Annotated in this window: 18 protein-coding genes and 1 tRNA gene; 1 reads left to right on the forward strand and 18 read right to left on the reverse strand. The window is 67.1% G+C overall.

Features of this window, described 5'->3' with window-relative positions:
* Positions 1–15 precede the first annotated feature (15 nt).
* The 15 genes from nuoG to LRG07_RS00880 form a co-directional block, all read right to left on the reverse strand.
* Positions 16–2,403 carry an NADH-quinone oxidoreductase subunit NuoG gene (gene nuoG / locus LRG07_RS00810; RefSeq protein ID WP_238641575.1) on the reverse strand — a complete coding sequence of 796 codons (2,388 nt, stop codon included), beginning with the start codon at positions 2,401–2,403 and terminating at the stop codon, positions 16–18.
* Positions 2,400–3,680, reverse strand: a complete 1,281-nt coding sequence (gene nuoF / locus LRG07_RS00815) for an NADH-quinone oxidoreductase subunit NuoF (RefSeq protein ID WP_201171452.1) — start codon at positions 3,678–3,680, stop codon at positions 2,400–2,402. Before nuoF ends, nuoG begins: the two co-directional genes overlap by 4 nt.
* 21 nt (positions 3,681–3,701) lie before the next feature.
* Entirely contained in the window at positions 3,702–4,214 is a 513-nt protein-coding gene (gene nuoE / locus LRG07_RS00820) for an NADH-quinone oxidoreductase subunit NuoE (RefSeq protein WP_201171454.1), read from the reverse strand.
* Complete coding sequence (locus LRG07_RS00825; RefSeq protein WP_201171456.1) at positions 4,211–5,464, reverse strand: NADH-quinone oxidoreductase subunit D; 1,254 nt, start codon at positions 5,462–5,464, stop codon at positions 4,211–4,213. The genes nuoE and LRG07_RS00825 overlap by 4 nt, the downstream gene beginning before the upstream one ends.
* Complete coding sequence (locus LRG07_RS00830) at positions 5,457–6,197, reverse strand: NADH-quinone oxidoreductase subunit C (RefSeq protein WP_201171457.1); 741 nt, start codon at positions 6,195–6,197, stop codon at positions 5,457–5,459. Before LRG07_RS00830 ends, LRG07_RS00825 begins: the two co-directional genes overlap by 8 nt.
* Positions 6,198–6,206: 9 nt before the next feature.
* Positions 6,207–6,683, reverse strand: a complete 477-nt coding sequence (locus LRG07_RS00835; protein ID WP_011814550.1) for an NADH-quinone oxidoreductase subunit B family protein — start codon at positions 6,681–6,683, stop codon at positions 6,207–6,209.
* Positions 6,674–7,030, reverse strand: coding sequence for an NADH-quinone oxidoreductase subunit A (locus LRG07_RS00840; protein ID WP_011814551.1), 357 nt, complete (start codon positions 7,028–7,030; stop codon positions 6,674–6,676). Before LRG07_RS00840 ends, LRG07_RS00835 begins: the two co-directional genes overlap by 10 nt.
* A gap of 255 nt (positions 7,031–7,285) precedes the next feature.
* Positions 7,286–7,370: transfer RNA gene (locus LRG07_RS00845), tRNA-Leu, on the reverse strand.
* Positions 7,371–7,469: 99 nt separating this feature from the next.
* Positions 7,470–7,886, reverse strand: coding sequence for a preprotein translocase subunit SecG (secG, locus tag LRG07_RS00850; RefSeq protein ID WP_201171459.1), 417 nt, complete (start codon positions 7,884–7,886; stop codon positions 7,470–7,472).
* A gap of 9 nt (positions 7,887–7,895) precedes the next feature.
* Positions 7,896–8,645, reverse strand: a complete 750-nt coding sequence (tpiA, locus tag LRG07_RS00855) for a triose-phosphate isomerase (protein ID WP_201171461.1) — start codon at positions 8,643–8,645, stop codon at positions 7,896–7,898.
* Between the two features lie 68 nt (positions 8,646–8,713).
* Positions 8,714–10,081 carry a phosphoglucosamine mutase gene (gene glmM, locus LRG07_RS00860; protein WP_201171463.1) on the reverse strand — a complete coding sequence of 456 codons (1,368 nt, stop codon included), beginning with the start codon at positions 10,079–10,081 and terminating at the stop codon, positions 8,714–8,716.
* A gap of 27 nt (positions 10,082–10,108) precedes the next feature.
* The gene (folP, locus tag LRG07_RS00865) at positions 10,109–10,957 is read right to left on the reverse strand and encodes a dihydropteroate synthase (protein ID WP_201171465.1); all 849 of its coding nucleotides are present in this window, start codon (positions 10,955–10,957) and stop codon (positions 10,109–10,111) included.
* Positions 10,957–12,915, reverse strand: coding sequence for an ATP-dependent zinc metalloprotease FtsH (gene ftsH, locus LRG07_RS00870; RefSeq protein WP_201171475.1), 1,959 nt, complete (start codon positions 12,913–12,915; stop codon positions 10,957–10,959). Before ftsH ends, folP begins: the two co-directional genes overlap by 1 nt.
* 46 nt (positions 12,916–12,961) lie before the next feature.
* The gene (locus tag LRG07_RS00875; protein WP_201171477.1) at positions 12,962–13,600 is read right to left on the reverse strand and encodes an RlmE family RNA methyltransferase; all 639 of its coding nucleotides are present in this window, start codon (positions 13,598–13,600) and stop codon (positions 12,962–12,964) included.
* Positions 13,587–13,859 carry a hypothetical protein gene (locus tag LRG07_RS00880; RefSeq protein ID WP_201171479.1) on the reverse strand — a complete coding sequence of 91 codons (273 nt, stop codon included), beginning with the start codon at positions 13,857–13,859 and terminating at the stop codon, positions 13,587–13,589. The genes LRG07_RS00875 and LRG07_RS00880 overlap by 14 nt, the downstream gene beginning before the upstream one ends.
* 11 nt (positions 13,860–13,870) lie before the next feature.
* Between LRG07_RS00880 and yhbY the strand changes: the two genes are divergently transcribed.
* The gene (gene yhbY / locus LRG07_RS00885) at positions 13,871–14,161 is read left to right on the forward strand and encodes a ribosome assembly RNA-binding protein YhbY (RefSeq protein ID WP_201171483.1); all 291 of its coding nucleotides are present in this window, start codon (positions 13,871–13,873) and stop codon (positions 14,159–14,161) included.
* A 19-nt stretch (positions 14,162–14,180) separates the two neighbouring features.
* Here yhbY and LRG07_RS00890 read toward each other — a convergent pair whose 3' ends face one another.
* From LRG07_RS00890 to carB, 3 genes are read right to left on the reverse strand one after another with little or no spacing between them, the layout of a single operon-like run.
* Entirely contained in the window at positions 14,181–14,654 is a 474-nt protein-coding gene (locus LRG07_RS00890) for a DUF4149 domain-containing protein (RefSeq protein ID WP_201171484.1), read from the reverse strand.
* 42 nt (positions 14,655–14,696) lie between these two features.
* Positions 14,697–15,173: a transcription elongation factor GreA gene (gene greA / locus LRG07_RS00895; protein ID WP_201171485.1), complete on the reverse strand. Its 477-nt coding sequence runs from the start codon at positions 15,171–15,173 to the stop codon at positions 14,697–14,699.
* A complete protein-coding gene (gene carB, locus LRG07_RS00900) occupies positions 15,170–18,391 on the reverse strand; it encodes a carbamoyl-phosphate synthase large subunit (protein WP_238641576.1) in 3,222 nt (1,073 codons plus the stop codon). Before carB ends, greA begins: the two co-directional genes overlap by 4 nt.

An 18,391-nucleotide genomic window follows, 5' to 3' on the forward strand; every position in this document is an offset into this window, starting at 1 on the left:
CTGCGGCTCTGCGGCCTAGAGCGCTTCCAGCGAGACGGTCCCGTAAGGGCCGCCGAGCGCCGCACGCTCATCCAGCCCGGCAGGAATCCAGGCCACGCCTGCCGGCACGGCGTCATCCACGACCAGCGGCAGCTCCGCCACCCCGCTGTCGGCACGGACCCGGACGCGGCGTGGCTGCGTCTGCGAAAACCCGAGTTCGGCCGCCGTCTGCGGGGCAAGCACCACCTCGGCCCGCCCGGCAATCGGCGCCTGCTGCAGTGGCCGCGCGCGCCGCACCAGCGGATCGCCGGCGTAGATCGGCACACCACCGGCCAGCGCCAAGCCCTGCCCCGTCTTCGCCCCGGCGGCCACCGCCGTGGCCGGGTAGTGCGACCCCGGCCTCAGATCCCGACAGAGCCCGGCCAGCTCGCCGTAAACATCGGCGATGTCGTTGTATTCGAAGCGCTCCAGCCCGAGGACCGTGCCCAGGGCACGCAGGACGCGCCAGCCCGGGCGTGCCTCGCCGGGAGGCTCCGCCAAACCACGGCAGCTCTGCCAGCGGCCCTCGTTGTTGACGTACGTCCCGGCACTCTCGCCGAAAGCGCCCATCGGCAGCAGGACGTCGGCCTGGGCGCGCAGCTGCTCGTCGGCGAAGGCCGTGATGGCCACCACCTCTTCGGCCTGCTCCATGGCCTGCCGGGCGGCCTGCGGATCCCATAGATCGCGGGTCGGCTCGACGTTCAGCAGCAGATACCCCTTGAGCCCGGCGCGCAGCATGGCGTCGGCGCTGCGTCCGGCCGGCTGTGCCGCCACGCCGCCGGCCTGACGATGTGGCACCGCGCCGGCCAACCAGCCGCCGGCGGTATTGCCGGCCTCGGCGAGAACCCCGAGGCGCCCGCCGCAGAACTCCGCGATACAGCTGCCCAGGGCCCGCAACGCGGCAGCCTGCGGATGACTGCTGGCGAGGTTGCCGAGCAGCACCGTGGGCCGCTGCGCCGCGGCCAACCGGCGCGCCACCTCGCGGGCGTGATCCGTCACCGGTCCGGCCACGGCAGCCAATTCGTCGGGCAGCGAGCGCCCGGCTCCCTCGGCCACTGCCACCGCCACCGCGCCGAACTCGGCAACCAGCTGCGCCGGCGCAACGGCCTGCTCTGAGGCCAGCGGCAGGTTCCAATCGAACCCCCGGGGGTTCAGGGCCATGATCTGCGCGCCCGAACGCGCGGCCTTGCGCAGGCGGTGGTTGATCAGCGGCTGCTCGTGTCGGGTATAGGCCCCGACCAGCAGCGCCGCATCGACCTGCTCGAGCTCGGCGATCTCCTGCCCGAGATAGGGGAAGGGCGGTGCCTGTTCCTGGTCCGAGGTGTCCACCTCGCGGAGCCGGTGGTCGACGTTCCCGCTCCCCAGACCGCGCAGCAGTCGCGCCGCCAGGTAGAGTTCCTCGAGGGTGGCGCTCGGCGCCAGCAGCCCGCCCAGACCATCAGCGCCGTGGCGCTGGACGACCCCCTGCAGGGCCCCCGCGGCGCGATCGAGTGCCGTCTCCCAGGGCACCTCGTGCCAACGGCCGTCGCGCTTGATCATCGGCTGCACAAGCCGGTCGGCGTGGTCGACCCCCTCAATGGCGAACCGGTCGCGGTCGGCGATCCAGGTCTCGTTGATGGCCTCGTTCTCGCGCGGCACCGCCCGCTGGATACGTCCGCGCAGGGTGTGCAGCGCCAGGTTCGAGCCGACCCCGTCGTGGGGGGAGACCGCTGGGAAGCTGAGCAGCTCCCACGGACGGGCCCGGAAACGGAACGGCTTGTTGGTCAGCGCTCCAACCGGGCAGAGGTCGATCACGTTGCCGGAGAGCTCCGAGCTTAGACCCGTTTCCAGGTAAGTCGAGATCTCCATGTGCTCGCCCCGCCCCATGCCACCGAGTTCCTTCTGCCCGGCCACCTCGTCGAGGAAGCGCACACAGCGGGTGCAGTGGATGCAGCGGGTCATCTCCGTGGCGACCAGCGGGCCAAGGTCCTCGTCGGCCACGGAGCGTTTGCCTTCGGTAAAGCGCGAGATCCCGCGGCCGTACCCCATGGAGATGTCCTGCAACTCGCACTCGCCGCCCTGGTCGCAGATTGGGCAGTCGAGCGGGTGGTTGATCAGCAGGAACTCCATCACCCCGCGCTGCGCCTTGATCGCCGTCGCCGATGTAGTGCGCACCACCATGCCGTCAGCCACTGGCGTGGCGCACGCCGGCAGCGGTTTCGGCGCCTTCTCGACCTCGACGAGGCACATCCGACAGTTGGCCACCACCGAGAGGTGCTTGTGGTAGCAGAACCGCGGGACGTGGATCCCGTGACGGTCGGTGGCCTGAATCAGCATCTCGCCCTTGCGGGCCTCGATGGAGCACCCATCGACCTCGATGGTGACCGTCTCCTCGTTTGCGCTCATGCCGCTGCCTCCACCGGGGATCGACCGTGCTCGATGTAGTGCTCGAACTCGTGCCGGAAGTGCTGGATGAAGCTCTGCACCGGAGTTGCCGCCGCATCACCGAAGGCGCAGATGGTGTGCCCGGCGATCTGCCCCGGCACCTCCTCGAGCATGCGTAGGTCGTCGTGGGTGCCGCGCCCCTCATGGATCCGCTGGACCGCGCGATAGAGCCAGCCGGTGCCTTCACGACACGGCGTGCACTGCCCGCAGGACTCGGCGTAATAGAAGCGCGTGATACGGGCGAGGATGCGCACCATGTCCGTGGTATCGTCCATCACCACCACGGCCCCGGAGCCGAGCATGGAGCCGGCTGCAGCAATGCTGTCGTAGTCCATGTCGGTCTCGAGCATGGTCTCGCCGGGGACCACCGGCGTCGAGCTGCCGCCGGGGATCACCGCCTTGAGCCGGCGACCACCACGCACACCGCCGGCCATCTCCAGTAGCTCGCGGAAGGGGATGCCCATCGGGATCTCGTAGTTGCCGGGGCGCTCGACGTGACCGGAGACGGAGAAGATCTTCTCGCCGCCGTTGTTCGGCCTACCGAGGTTGAGGAACCAGTCGGCGCCATTGCGGATGACCGCAGGCACCGAGGCGAGGGTCTCGGTGTTGTTGATGGTCGTCGGCTTGCCGTAGATGCCGACCTGCGCCGGGAAAGGCGGCTTGTATCGGGGCTGGCCCTTCTTGCCCTCGAGCGACTCCATGAGTGCCGACTCTTCGCCGCAGATATAGGCGCCGGCACCGTAGTGGTTGTGGAGCTGAAAATCGAAGCCCGAGTCGAGGATGTTCTGCCCCAGGTAGCCGGCCTGGTGGGCCTCGGCCACCGCCTGCTCCATACGCTCGAACGGCTCGTGATGGAATTCGCCGCGCAGGTAGTTGTAGCCGACGCTCGCGCCCATGGCGTAGCCGGCGATGATCATCCCCTCGACCACCGCATGCGGGTTGAAACGCAGGATGTCGTGATCCTTGCAGGTTCCCGGTTCGGACTCATCAGAGTTGCAGATCAGGTACTTCTGCCCGGCACTGTCGCGGGGCATGAACCCCCACTTGATCCCCGGCGGGAAGCCGGCACCGCCCCGACCGCGCAGGGCGCTCTGCTTGACCTCGTCGATGACCTCCTGGGGCGACATGGGCGTGCGCAGCACGCGCTCGAGGGCCTTGTAGCCACCCACCTTGCGGTAGGTCTCCAGGCTCCACGGCTCGTCATAGCCCAGGGTCGTATAACAAACTTGGTTGACCATGACCCCTCCGCGCCCTGCGGCTCAGCTCAGCCCGTCGAGGATCTCGTCGATCCGCTCGCGGGTCAGATGGGTGTAGTAGTGCCCGTCGACGACCATCATCGGCGCCCGCGTGCAGGCGGCCAGGCACTCCTCCTCGCGCACCAGCGTGATGCGCCCGTCCGGCGTCGTCTCGCCGAGCCGGATCCCGAGCTTCTCCTCGGCGTAGGCCACCAGCTCATCGGCGCCGTTGAGACAGCACGAAATATTGGTGCAGATATTGACCTTGTGCCGGCCCACCGGCTCATCGAGGTGAAACATGGAGTAGAAGGTCGCCACCTCGAAGGCGCTGGCCCGGGGCATGCCGATGTAGTCTGCGGCCGCCGCCACGTGACGCCGCTCCAGCCAGCCGCCGTTATCATCCTGCAGGATGTGCAGCGCCGGGATGATCGCCGACGCCCGCCCCTGCTCGTCATCGGGATACTTAGCCAGCCAGTGGTCGATACGCCGGCACTGGTCCGCGCTCAGGGTCTCTGCTGCCACCGTCTGCTCCGTCACCGATCCACCTCCCCGAACACCACATCCAGCGAGCCGATCAGGGTCACCACGTCCGCCAGCATGTAGCCGCGGATCATCTCGTCAGTAGCCGCCAGGTGGTAGTAGCACGGCGGCCGGACCTTTAAGCGGTACGGCTTGTTGGCGCCGTCCGAGATCAGGTAGACGCCAAACTCGCCCTTGGGCGCCTCTACCGCGGCGTAAACCTCGCCGGGCGGCGTGCAGTACCCTTCGGTGAAGAGCTTGAAGTGGTGGATGAGCGACTCCATGTCGTCTTTCATCTCTTCCCGGGTCGGGGGGGTCACCTTCGGATCGTCGACCCGCACCGGGCCCGGGTTGTCGCGCAGCCAGTCCACGCACTGCTTGATAATGCGCACCGACTGGCGCATCTCCTCGACACGCACCAAGTAGCGGTCGTAGGAGTCACCGTTGACGCCGACCGGGATGTCGAAGTCGACCCGGTCGTAGGCGGCGTAAGGCTGTTTCTTGCGCAGGTCCCAGGCTACTCCGGAGCCGCGCAGCAGCGGACCGGTAAAGCCGAGTTCCACGGCACGCTCGGCGGAGACCGGGCAGATGTCCACCAGTCGTTGCTTCCAGATCCGGTTCTCGGTCAGCAGCGTCTCGTACTCGTCCACGCAGGCGGGGAAGCGCTCGCAAAAGTCGTCGAGAAAGTCGAGCACCGAGCCCTCGCGGGCGCGGTTCATCTCACGCAACTCCTTCTCGCTGCGGTAGGGCGAGGGCTCGTACTTGGGCATCTGGTCGGGCAGGTCGCGGTGCACCCCGCCCGGGCGGTAGTAGGTCGCGTGCATCCGCGCGCCCGAGACCGCCTCGTAGACATCCATGAGATCCTCGCGCTCGCGGAAGGTATACAGGAACGCGGTCATGGCGCCGACGTCGAGCCCGTGCCCGCCGAGCCACATCAGGTGGTTCAAGATGCGGGTGACCTCGTCCATCATCGTGCGGATATACTGCGCCCGCAGCGGCGGCTCGATACCGAGCAGTTTCTCGATCGCGCGCACATAGCCGTGCTCGTTGCACATCATCGAGACGTAGTCGAGCCGGTCCATGTAGCCGATGGACTGATTGTACGGCTTGGATTCGGCCAGCTTCTCCGTCGCCCGGTGCAGCAGACCGATGTGGGGGTCGGCGCGGCGCACCGTTTCCCCCTCCATCTCCAGCACCAGGCGCAGCACCCCGTGCGCCGCCGGGTGCTGCGGGCCGAAGTTCAGGGTATAGCTCTGGAACTCAGCCATCGGCTTGTCCCTCCGTGCCTTCCGCCTTGTGCGGTGCGGCGTAACGGTTGTCTTCGCGGATCACCCGCGGCACGAGCACCCGCGGCTCGATCTCCACCGGCCCGTAGACGACACGCCCCTTCTCGGGGTCGTAGCGCGGCTCTACGTTGCCGATCAGCGGGAAGTCCTTGCGGAAGGGGTGCCCGACAAAACCGTAATCGGTGAGGATCCGGCGCAGATCCGGGTGGCCTTCGAAAACGATACCGTACAGGTCGAAAGCCTCCCTTTCGGCCCAATTGGCGGACGGCCAGAGGCCCGACACAGAGGGCAATACCGGCAGGTCGTCATCCTCGGCGAAGCAGCGCACGCGAAGGCGCTGATTGTGCGTCAACGACAGCAGCTGATAGACCGCCGCGAAACGCCGGCCGGTCCGCTCCTCGATCGACTGCACCCCGTAGATGCCGGTCAGGCCCAGACGCCCAAACCCCGGCTCGGTCACCCCGCGGCTGAAGCCTGTCCCGGTCGCCGACTCGGTGATCCACTCATCCTGGCCGTAGGCGGCGTAGTCGACCCCGGCGACATCGGACAGCTGCTCGAAACGCCAATCGGCGGCATCACGCAGCTCGGTCATCACCGCAACCAACTCGGCGGGCCGGACCTCCAGCGTCACCTCGCCGCGCTCGAGCCAGCAATCGGTCAAACGACCACCGAAATGGCCGCGGAGCTGCTCCAACAGGCTCTCGGGCTCAGCCATGACTCTCCCTCAACGTGCGATGGTATTGGTCCGGCGGATCTTGTTCTGCAGCTGCAGGATGCCGTAGTACAGGGCCTCGGCCGTGGGTGGACAACCGGGGACGTAGATGTCCACGGGGACGATGCGGTCGCAGCCGCGCGTCACCGAGTAGGAGTAGTGGTAGTACCCCCCGCCGTTGGCACACGACCCCATGGAGATCACCCACTTCGGCTCCGGCATCTGGTCGTAGACCTTGCGCAGCGCCGGGGCCATCTTGTTGCAGAGCGTGCCGGCGACAATCATCACATCAGACTGCCGCGGGCTGGGCCGGAAGATCAGACCGTTGCGGTCCATGTCGTAGCGCCCCGCCGCGGTGTGCATCATCTCGACGGCACAGCAGGCCAGGCCGAAGGTCATGGGCCACAGGGAGCCGGTCCGCGCCCAGTTGATCAGCTTATCCGCGGAGGTCGTCACGTACCCCCGCTCCAGGATGCCTTCTACTCCCATTCCAGCGCCCCTTTACGCCACTCGTAGAGCAAACCGATCACGAGAAGCCCGACAAATAGGCCCATGGCCAAGATGCCGAACAGCCCAATGTCGTCCAACACAACTGCCCAAGGGAAGAGGAAGGCGATCTCGAGATCGAAGAGGATGAACAGAATGGCGACGAGGTAATAGCGCACGTCGAACTTCATGCGCGAATCCTCGAAGGCCTCGAAGCCGCACTCGTAAGGCGACTGCTTTTCCGGATCTTCACGCCGAGGACCGAGCACGAACCCGGCAGCCAGAGGCAGGACGCCGAAGACGAGCCCGACGACAATGAAGAGCAGAACCGGGAGGTAATTCTCTAGCATCGTTCGCCGCTCCGCTGGTGAGAACACGGGACCGGTGCCCCGCCCCCGTGTCGAACATCGCTGGAGTTTACGGAGCGGTCTCTCTCCGTGTCAACTCAGCGGCTTTTTTAACTTCCTGATTTTAAAGACGTTATCGTGCCGACAAACGATCGTGACGGTTGCGGGAAATCAATCCCGCCAACCGGCGCGACCAGACAGGGACGATCAGGGTGCGGGATATCGCGCGAGTGCGCGCTGAGGAAGGAGAGATATAGATGGTGCCGAAGGCCGGACTCGAACCGGCACGGCTTTCGCCACCGCCCCCTCAAGACGGCGTGTCTACCAGTTCCACCACTTCGGCACGTAGACAGTTGCGCTTGGGCGTTTACTCTGCCCCAACGCGGGACGCATGATAGCAACCCTGATCCCGCGATTCAATCCCGCAATCGCGGAAAAGGGGCTACTCCGCTTCACCCTCTTCCGCAGGCGCGTCCGGCTCCACCGGCTGACCCGGCGCCTCAGGCGCGGGGGCCTCCTGCTCCGCCGGCATGTCCGGAGCCGCCGGCGCCTCCGGATCCTCCTCTTCCGTCTCTTCCTCGCTCTCGAGCACGTCGTCGTCGCCAATCACCGAAGCGCCGCCGCCGATCCCCTGCGAGGCGATCACCGCCAGCCCCAGGCTGGTCAGGAAGAAGGTCGTACCCAGGGTCGCAATCAGCTTGGTCATGAAGGTCGCTGCGCCGCGCGAGCCGAAGACGGTGCTCGAGGCACCGCTGCCGAAGGCGGCTCCCATGTCAGCGCCCTTCCCCTGGTTCAGCAGGACCAGCACCACCAGGGCAACGGCGATGACGATATGGACGGCAAGCAACGCTTCAAACATGGGTCTACCTCAGCCCTCCGCGGCTGCGTTGTAAATCGAAAGGAAGCTGTCGGGATCCAGCGACGCGCCACCGATCAGACCGCCGTCGATATCCGGCTGGGCCAGGAGCTCGGCGGCATTGTCCGCCTTCATGCTGCCCCCGTAGAGGATGCGCAGCTGGTCGGCCACCTCATTGCCATCGCGCTCCGCAACGCGCTGACGGATGAAAGCGTGCACCGCCTGCGCCTGTTCCGGGGTTGCGGTCCGCCCGGTCCCAATGGCCCAGACCGGCTCATAGGCGATGACCGCCCCCTGGAAGGCCGCCCCGTCCACGGCGTCGATGGCAGCGTCGAGCTGTTCACCTACCACAGTCTCGGTGCGCTCGGCATCTCGCTCGGCCAGGGTCTCGCCAACGCACAGGATCGGGGTCAGCCCGGCATTGCGCGCCGCCACGAACTTGCCGGCCACCCGGCCGTTGTCCTCGCCGTAGAGCGTCCGACGCTCCGAGTGCCCGACGATCACGTAACGGCACCCCGCCTCGAGCAGCATGCCCGCCGACACTTCGCCGGTGTAGGCGCCCGACTCGTACTCGCTGACGTCCTGCGCACCCAGCGCCACACCGAATGGCAGCTGCGATGCGGCCGCCGCGAGCAAGGGATACGGCGGGCAGACCGCCAGCTCGGCATCGCCACCGCTGTCGGCAGCGTGCTCCGCAACGCGGCGGACCAGATCCTGGTCGCCGTTCATCTTCCAGTTACCAGCAATGATCTTGCGCCGCATGCCTAGACCCAACCCTGTCTATGGATTCCTATGAAGCTGACGAAGCCTATCTACACAAGCGACTGAAATCAAATCGGGTCGGTGGCCGCACCCCGGGCCGCGCTGGCCACGGTCTCCGCCAGCGACTCGACCAGGCGATCCACCTGCGCCCCGTCGGCGCCCTCGACCATCACCCGCAGCAGCGGCTCTGTCCCGGACGGACGCAACAACACCCGCCCCCGTTCGCCGAGCTCTTGCTCGGCCTCGCTGACCGCTTCGTTGACCGCCGGCAACCCGAGTACGTCCACGCCACGCTCGATCGGCACATTGACCAGACGCTGTGGATAGTACTGCATCCCGGCGACCAGCTCATCCAGCGGCCGGCCGGTGGTCACCATGGCCTCGAGCACCTGCAGCGCCGAGATCAGCCCGTCGCCGGTGGTGGTCCGATCCAGGCAGATGATATGACCGGAGGACTCACCGCCCAGCACACCGCCGACCTGCAGCAGCCGCTCGAGGACATAACGGTCGCCCACCCGGGTCCGCTCCAGGGGAAGCCCCAGCTCCTGCAGCGCCACCTCCAGGCCGAGGTTGGTCATTTGGGTGCCGACCACCGGTCCGCACGCCTGACCACGGGCCACCCGGGCCGTAGCGATGATATAGAGCAGACCATCGCCATCGATCAGGCGGCCGGACCGGTCGGCCATGATCACCCGGTCGCCGTCGCCGTCGAACGCCACACCGACATCCGCGGACTCGTCCACCACCCGCCGGCACAGACGCTCCGGGTGCTGGGAGCCGTGATCGACATTGATGTTCAGCCCGTCCGGCTCGTGGCCGATGAGCACCACCTCGGCACCCAGCTCGCGGAGCACCGCCGGTGCCGCCTGGTAGGTGGCACCGTGGGCGCAGTCAACCACGACCCGGAGACCGCGCAGGTCGATGCGCCGACCCACAGAGCCCTTGCAGAACTCGATGTACCGCCCGACCGCGTCGTTGATACGGGTCGCGCGGCCCAGCTCCTGGCAGGGGACCATCTGCGGCGGCCCGTCCTGGAGCAGTCGCTCGATGGCCTCTTCGGTGGCGTCGTCGAGCTTGTAGCCATCCGGGCCGAAGAACTTGATCCCGTTATCGTAATGCGGGTTGTGTGAGGCGCTGATGACGACACCGGCCCGGGCATGGAGGGTCCGCGTCAGGTAGGCAATGGCCGGGGTCGGCATGGGCCCGAGCATCAGACTGTGCACGCCGGCGGCCGCGAAACCGGCCTCGAGGGCGGACTCGAACATGTACCCGGACAGCCGGGTGTCCTTGCCGATGACCACCTTGCGCTGCCCCTCGCCGACGAGGACACGGCCAGCCGCCCAGCCCAGCCTGAGGACGAAGTCCGGGGTGATCGGCGCCTCGCCGACCCGCCCGCGGATGCCATCGGTTCCGAAATAGATTCTCTGCTCGGCCAAGTCCGTGTTCCCTTTCAGTGCACTTGCCTAGGCGCTCGCGGCCGTCGCTGCCACCCGCACCGCGTCGGCGGTCGCCCCAACATCGTGGGCACGGATGATCCGTGCCCCCTGGTACACGGCGACGGCCGCCGCCGCCAGGCTGCCTGGCAACCGCTCCTCCACCGGGCGATCCAGCAGTTTGCCGATCATGGACTTGCGCGACATGCCGACGAGCACCGGTGGTCCGAGCGCCACGATCCGATCCAGGTGCCGGAGCAGCTGGTAGTTGTGCTCCAGCGTCTTACCGAAACCGAACCCCGGATCGAGCAGCATGCGCTCGCGTGGCAGCCCGGCCTCCTCGGCGGCGGCCATCCGTTCCGCCAAGCATTCGGCCACCTCGGTCACCACGTCATTGTAGCTCGGCGCATCCTGCATGGTCCGGGGCTGACCCTGCATGTGCATCAGACACACTGGGACGCCCAGCCCGGCGGCTGCCTCCGCGGCCCCCGGCTCCTGCAGCGCACGGATGTCGTTGATCAAACCCGCCCCGGCGGCTACCGCCTCGCGGGCCACCTCGGGCTTGTAGGTGTCCACGGAGATCGGGCAATCGACCTCGCGGGCCAGGGCCTCGACGACCGGGACCACTCGCTCAAGCTCCTGCTCCAGCGGCACCGGCGGCGCACCGGGGCGGCTCGACTCGCCTCCGACATCGATCAGGTCGGCGCCCTCGGCCACCATCCGCCGGGCATGGGCGCGCGCCTGCTCCAGGTCGAGGAAGTGGCCCCCGTCCGAAAAGGAGTCCGGGGTCACGTTGAGCACGCCCATAACCCGCGGCCGATCTAACGAGAGGGGGCGGCCCCCGCAATGGAGAACCGCCCCGTCGGACAACGCCACCATCAGTGTTCGCCTACGGGTCCGCCGATGGGTCCCTCGCGGCCGTCGTCCTTGCCATCCGTTTCGGCCTGGTCGTCAACCCCGACCGTCTCGCCCTCGTCGGTGGAGCCACCGCCCTGATCGCGATCCTGCCACCCCTTGGGCGGCCGGGGCTCCTTGCCCTGCATGATGTCATCGATCTGGTCGCGGTCGATGGTCTCGTACTTCATCAGGGCATCGGCCATGATATGGAGCTTTTCCAGGTTCTCCTGGAGGATCTTCTCCGCGGCGGTGTAGTTGCTGTCGATCACCGCCCGGACCTCCTCGTCGATGGCGTGCTGCGTCTCGTCCGAGACCTCCTTCTGCTGCGCCATCGAGCGGCCGAGGAAGACTTCGCCCTCCTCTTCGCCGTAGGCAAGCGGGCCAAGCCGCGCCGAGAGCCCCCACTTGGTGACCATGTTGCGGGCAATCTCGGTGGCCCGCTGGATGTCGTTCTGGGCACCGGTGGTGACCCGGTCGTTGCCAAAGATCAGCTCCTCGGCGATCCGGCCGCCAAAGAGGCTGGCAATCATGCTGTCCAGGCGCTGCTTGGTGTAGCTGTACCGATCCTCTTCCGGGAGGAACATGGTCACGCCCAACGCACGACCGCGTGGGATGATCGTCACCTTATGGACCGGATCATGCTCCGGGGTGCGCAGGCCGACGATGGCGTGCCCAGCCTCGTGGTAGGCCGTGAGCTTCTTCTCGTCTTCCTTCATCACCATGGACTTGCGCTCGGAGCCCATCATGATCTTGTCCTTGGCCTGCTCGAAGTCCGTCTGATCGACGGCCTCCTTGTTGGCCCGCGCTGCGAACAGCGCCGCCTCGTTGACCAAGTTCTGCAGATCGGCCCCGGAGAAGCCCGGCGTTCCGCGGGCGATGATCTCGGGCCGGACGTCGTCGGCCATGGGCACCTTGCGCATGTGCACGTTCAGGATCTGCTCGCGTCCGCGCACATCCGGCAGCGGCACCACCACCTGGCGGTCGAAGCGGCCGGGGCGCAGCAGTGCCGGGTCGAGCACGTCCGGCCGGTTGGTGGCGGCGATGACGATGATGCCCTCGCTGCCCTCGAAACCGTCCATCTCGACGAGCATCTGATTTAGCGTCTGCTCGCGCTCGTCGTGACCACCACCGAGCCCGGCGCCGCGTTGACGGCCGACGGCGTCCAGCTCATCGATGAAGATGATGCACGGCGCCTGCTTCTTGGCCTGCTGGAACATGTCCCGCACCCGGGAGGCGCCGACGCCGACGAACATCTCGACGAAGTCCGACCCGGAGATGGAGAAGAACGGCACCCGCGCCTCGCCGGCGATGGCCTTGGCGAGCAGGGTCTTGCCGGTTCCCGGCGGCCCGACCATGAGCACGCCGCGCGGGATGGTCCCGCCGAGCTTCTGGAACTTGCTTGGGTCGCGCAGGAAGTCCACAAGCTCCTTGACGTCCTCCTTGGCCTCGTCGCAGCCGGCCACGTCCGAGAAGCTGTGCTTGCTCTGCTCCTCGGTCATCATCTTGGCCTTGCTCTTGCCGAAGGACATCGCCCCGCGGCCGCCACCGCCTCCCTGCATCTGGCGCATGAAGTAGATCCACACGGCGATCAGCAGCAGGAAGGGCGTCCACGAGATGAGGATCTGCAGGAGCATGCTGTCTTCCTCAGCCCGCTCCGCATCGATGGTGACGCCGTGCTCGAGCAGTTCGCCGATCAGCGCCCGGTTGTCCACCTCGGGGTTGAAGGTCAGGTACTCGTTGCCGTCGGCGTGCTGGATGGTGATCTCCTCGCCCCGGATCAGCACCTCGCGGATATTGCCGCGCTCGACCTCGTTGAGGAACTCGGAGTAGGGGACCTTCTCGGTCACATCCGCCGACTGCTCCTGGAAGTTGCTGAATACGGACATCAGCACGACGGCGATGATGACCCAAAGGATCAGATTCTTGGCCATGTCGCTCACGGCGTCACCTCAATCTGCCTGAATGCGGCACCTGATAGGCACCTTACTATACCGTCGGACCGCGAGCCAGAAGGTAGACCTCCCGACTGCCCGACCTGGAGGCGTCCGGTTTGCGAGAGAGGACGCGGGAGAAGCGCCGTGTCAGCTCGCCGCGGAACGTGTCGAACCCCTCGCCGTGGAAGACCTTGACGAGGAAGTCACCATCCTTATGCAAGAATTGACCGGCAAAGTCGGCGGCGAGTTCCGCCAGCCCCATCGCCGCCGGCTGATCCACCGCGCTGTGCCCGGTCAGATTCGGCGCCATGTCGGAGAGCACCACATCCACCGGGCGCCCGCCCAGCGCGGTCTCCACGGCGCGCAGCCCGTCGTCGGTGGAAAAGTCGGCGTGGACGAACGTAACCCCGGGCAGGGGTTCCATCTCCAGCAGGTCGATGGCGACGACCAACCCTGACGCGCCCACCTTCGGCGCCGCCAGCTGCGACCACCCACCGGGTGCGGCGCCCAGGTCAACAACCACCTGACCGGGGCGCAGGAGCCCGTCGCGCTGGTCGATCGCCTCGAGCTTAAGTGCTGCCCGCGAGCGCCACCCCTCAGCACGGGCACGGCGGACGAACGGATCGCTTTCGTGCCGGCTCCGCCGGGCCCGGGAGTTGCAACCGCTGCGCCGCCGCCTACAGGCCGCCATGCCCGCCCCCTTCCGCCACGCGGCGGCGCGCCACGGCACGTGCGCGCAGCACGACCCAGCCGGCACCCAGGCTGGCGACCACCAGCACGCCGAGCGCCTCCTGCCAGGCGGCGAGATCGAGACCCAGCGTCAGGAAGTACGCCGAGATGATCACCAGCACCACCACACCCAGCTCGATCTTGACCTCGCGCAGCGGCCCGCCGCTTGCCCGGACCACGCCACGGCGTGATAGCCTTCTTGCTTTATCGTCACCAGGCACCAAACACCTCCATGCATCTAGATCCGGATCAACTCAAGCAACTCCGCCGGCTCGGCCACGCCCTCAAGCCCGTCGTCCTGACCGGGGCCGCCGGCCTCAGCGAGGGGGTCCTGGAGGAGATTGAGCGTGCCCTGGACGACCACGAGCTGATCAAGGTGAAGCTCGCCGGCGCCAGCAAGGAGGAGCGCCAGGCCATGACCGAGGAGATTGCCGAACAGACCGGGGCGATCGTGGTCCAGACCATCGGGCGGATCGTCCTGCTCTATCGAGAGAACCCGGAGAAGAGCCAAGTCCTGATCTGAGCTCCCGCGCGGCAGACGCTCAGCGTCCCTGTTCCGCGGTGTCGACGGCATCACCGTCACCTGCCGCCAGCCGCGGTTCGATCCCGCCGAGTACCAGGACCAGCGCAATGGCACTGGCCACGAAGTAGAGGCTTTCGGCGGCACGCAGGGCCGAGAGGTACCCGACTTCACCGGCCTGCTCAGTTAAAACCGCCATCGGTGGCCGCACCCAGAACTCTCCCACCGCCAGCACGACCGCCAACAGCACCAGCAGCCACAGCCGCCAGTGGGCCGCCAGCGGACGGATCCGGTGGCGCAACTGTGTCGGTATCAGCAGCGCGGCACACACCAGGGCGATCCAAGCCACCAGGCCGGTGATCTCGCCGACCAACGCCGCCGCCTGGGCGGTGTCCTCCAGCGTGCGAAACAGCAATGGCGAGACGATGTAGCCGACGCTCCACAGCGCGCCGGCCAGCATCGTCAGCGCCACCCGCTCGGCCGCGCGGATCAGCACCGCACCTCCACCGCCGGGCCGCTGCGGGCAAGCTGCCCGCACCTACTCATAGCGGACCTCGACGATCTCATAGGTCCGCTCACCGCCCGGGGCCTGCACCACGGCCTCGTCACCCTCCTCCTTGCCGATCAGCGCGCGGGCGATGGGCGAGTTGACCGAGATGAGGTGCTGCTTGATGTCCGCCTCGTCCTCGCCAACGATCTGATAGCTGACCGTCTCCTCGGTGTCGGTGTCCTCGAGCGCCACGGTCGCCCCGAAGACGATCTTCGGGGCCGCCTGCACCGTCGCCGGGTCAATGATCTGGGCGTTGGACAGTTTGCCCTCGATCTCCTGGATACGGCCCTCAATAAAACTCTGCTGCTCGCGCGCGGCGTGATACTCGGCGTTCTCTTTTAGGTCGCCGTGTTCCCGCGCCTCGGCAATCGCCTGGATGACCCGCGGGCGATCCTCGTGCTTGAGCCGCTGAAGCTCCTCACGCAGCTTCTCTGCGCCACGAACCGTCAACGGTATCTTGCTCATCCCGTCATCTCCCTGTGCAGGGCGTGAAGGGGGCGGGCCTCCCAGTCCTTCATGTGATCCAGTGCCAGGCACGTGGCCCGGGCACCCGCGATGGTCGTCGTGTAGCAGACCTTGCGCTGCAGCGCCTCGCGGCGGATCGAGTAGGAGTCGGCAATGGCCTGCCGCCCCTCGGTGGTATTCACGATCAGATCGATCTCGTCGTTCTTGATGGCGTCCACGACATGCGGCCGACCCTCGATGACCTTGTTGATCCGGCGCACCTCCAGGCCCGCCTCCTCGAGGGCGGCCGCGGTGCCATGGGTGGCGATCAAGCGAAAGCCGCGCCGAACCAGGTCCCGCGCCACCTCGACCGCTGCCTCCTTGTCCACCTCACGCACACTGACAAAGGCACAGCCGCCCCGCGGCAGGGTCACCCCCGCAGCCAGCTGAGCCTTCGCGTAGGCCTCCCCGAAACAGGCGCCAATACCCATCACTTCGCCGGTAGACTTCATCTCCGGACCGAGGATGGGATCGACACCGGGGAACTTGAGGAACGGGAAGACCGCCTCTTTTACGGAATAGTAGTTAGGGATGACCTCGTTCACCACCCCCTGCTCCGCCAGGGTGCGGCCGGCCATGCAGCGGGCGGCCACCTTGGCCAGCGGCACGCCACACGCCTTGGCGACGTAGGGCACGGTCCGCGAGGCGCGCGGGTTGACCTCCAGTAGGAAGATGCGCTGCCCCTGGATGGCGAACTGCACGTTCATCAGCCCGACCACCCCGAGCTCCCGGGAGAGCAGGCGCACCTGCTCGCGGATCCGATCCTGCACATCCTGCCCCAGCGTGTAGGGCGGGATAGAGCAGGCGGAGTCGCCGGAGTGGACGCCGGCCTGCTCGATATGCTGCATGATGCCGCCAATCACCACCTGATCGCCGTCGCTGACGGCGTCCACGTCGACCTCCACGGCATCGTCGAGGAAGCGGTCAAGCAGCACCGGCGAGTTGTGCGAAACCCGCACGGCCTCGTTCATGTACTGGCGCAGCTCGCTCTCCTCGTAGACGATCTCCATCGCCCGACCACCAAGGACGTACGAGGGGCGCACCACCAGCGGATAACCGATCTCGGCAGCCAGCTGCAGGGCCTCGGTCTCCGTGCGGGCGGTGCGGTTCGGCGGCTGCATCAGATCGATGCGGCCGATCATGTCCTGGAAGCGCTCCCGGTCCTCGGCCAGATCGATGGAGTCCGGGGTCGTACCGATGATCGGCGTCCCGGCGGCCTCGAGTTCGCGGGCGAGCTTCAGCGGCGTCTGCCCGCCGTACTGGACGATCACCCCGTCCGGCTGCTCCGTCTCGACCACCTCCAGCACGTCCTCCAGGGTCAACGGCTCGAAGTAAAGCCGATCCGAGGTGTCGTAGTCGGTGGAGACGGTCTCGGGGTTGCAGTTGACCATGATGGTCTCGTAGCCGTCATCGCGAAGGGCCAGCGAGGCGTGGACGCAGCAATAGTCGAACTCGATCCCCTGCCCGATACGGTTCGGCCCGCCGCCGAGAACCATGATCTTCTTGCGTCCGCTCGGCTCTGCCTCGCACTCCTCCTCGTAGGTGGAGTAGAGGTAGGCGGTGGCGGTGGGGAACTCGGCGGCGCAGGAGTCCACCCGCTTGAACACCGGCCGCACGCCCAGATCGCGGCGGCGCTGGCGCACCTGGGACTCCTTGACGCCCCACAGGGCCGCCAGACGGGCATCGGAGAAACCGCGCCGCTTGAGGCGCAGCAGCGCCCCGGCATCACAGTCGTCCAGGGTCGAGGCGGCGACCTCCCCCTCCACGGCGATCAGCTCCTCGACCTGCGCGAGGAACCACGGGTCGATGGCCGTCATGCCGTGGACCTCATCGAGGGTGAAGCCGACCCGGAACGCATCCCCCAGGTGCAGAACCCGATCCGGGGTCGGCTGACGCAGCGAGTGGCGCACCGTATCGCGCACGTCCGTGCGACTGTGGTCGAGCCGCTCGTCGAGCCCGGACAGATCCTGCTCCAGTCCCCGCAGGGCCTTCTGGAAAGACTCCTGGAAGGTCCGTCCGATGGCCATGACCTCGCCCACGGACTTCATCTGGGTCGTCAGGTAGCAGTCGGCCTGCGGGAATTTCTCAAACGTGAAACGCGGGATCTTGGTGACGACGTAGTCGATCGTCGGCTCGAAGGAGGCCGGGGTGGCACCACCGGTGATCTCGTTGCGCAGTTCATCGAGGGTGTAGCCGACGGCCAGCTTGGCCGCCACCTTGGCGATGGGGAAGCCGGTCGCCTTGGAGGCCAGCGCCGACGAGCGCGACACCCGCGGGTTCATCTCGATGATCACCATGCGCCCGTTGTCCGGGTTGATGGCGAACTGGACGTTGGAGCCGCCGGTCTCCACGCCGATCTCCCGCAGCACCGCCAGCGATGCGTCGCGCATCAGCTGGTATTCCTTGTCGGTGAGGGTCTGCGCAGGGGCCACCGTGACCGAATCACCGGTGTGCACCCCCATGGGATCGAGGTTCTCGATGGAGCAGATGATGATGGCGTTGTCGTGGCGATCGCGCACGACCTCCATCTCGTACTCCTTCCAGCCGAGGACCGACTCCTCGAGCTGCACCTCGTTGGTGTAGGAGAGGTCGAGGCCGCGCTCGACGATCTCGTGAAACTCCTCCCGGTTGTAGGCGATGCCGCCGCCGGAGCCGCCCAGGGTATAGGACGGGCGGATGATGACCGGGAAGCCGATCCGTGCCTGCGCCGCCTGGGCCTCGGCCATAGAGCGGGCGATCTCGGCGCGCGGCGACTCGAGCCCGATCCGCGACATGGCGGCGCGAAACGCCTCGCGCTCCTCGGCCTTGTCGATCGCCTCACGGGTGGCGCCGATCATCTCAACACCGAAGCGCTCCAGCACGCCGTGCTTGACCAGGTCGAGGGCGCAGTTGAGCGCCGTCTGCCCACCCATGGTCGGCAGGACCGCATCGGGGTGCTCGCGCTCGATGATCCGCGAGACCGTCTGCCACTCCACCGGCTCGATATAGACCGCATCGGCGGTCTCCGGGTCGGTCATGATGGTCGCCGGGTTGGAGTTGACCAGGATGACCCGGTAGCCCTCCTCACGCAGCGCCTTGCACGCCTGCGCCCCGGAGTAGTCGAACTCGCACGCCTGGCCGATGACGATGGGGCCGGCGCCGATGATCAGGATCGATTGGATGTCAGTTCTTTTCGGCAT

This window comes from Halorhodospira sp. 9622, from assembly GCF_022228025.1.
Classification (GTDB): Bacteria; Pseudomonadota; Gammaproteobacteria; order Nitrococcales; family Halorhodospiraceae; genus Halorhodospira; species Halorhodospira halophila_A.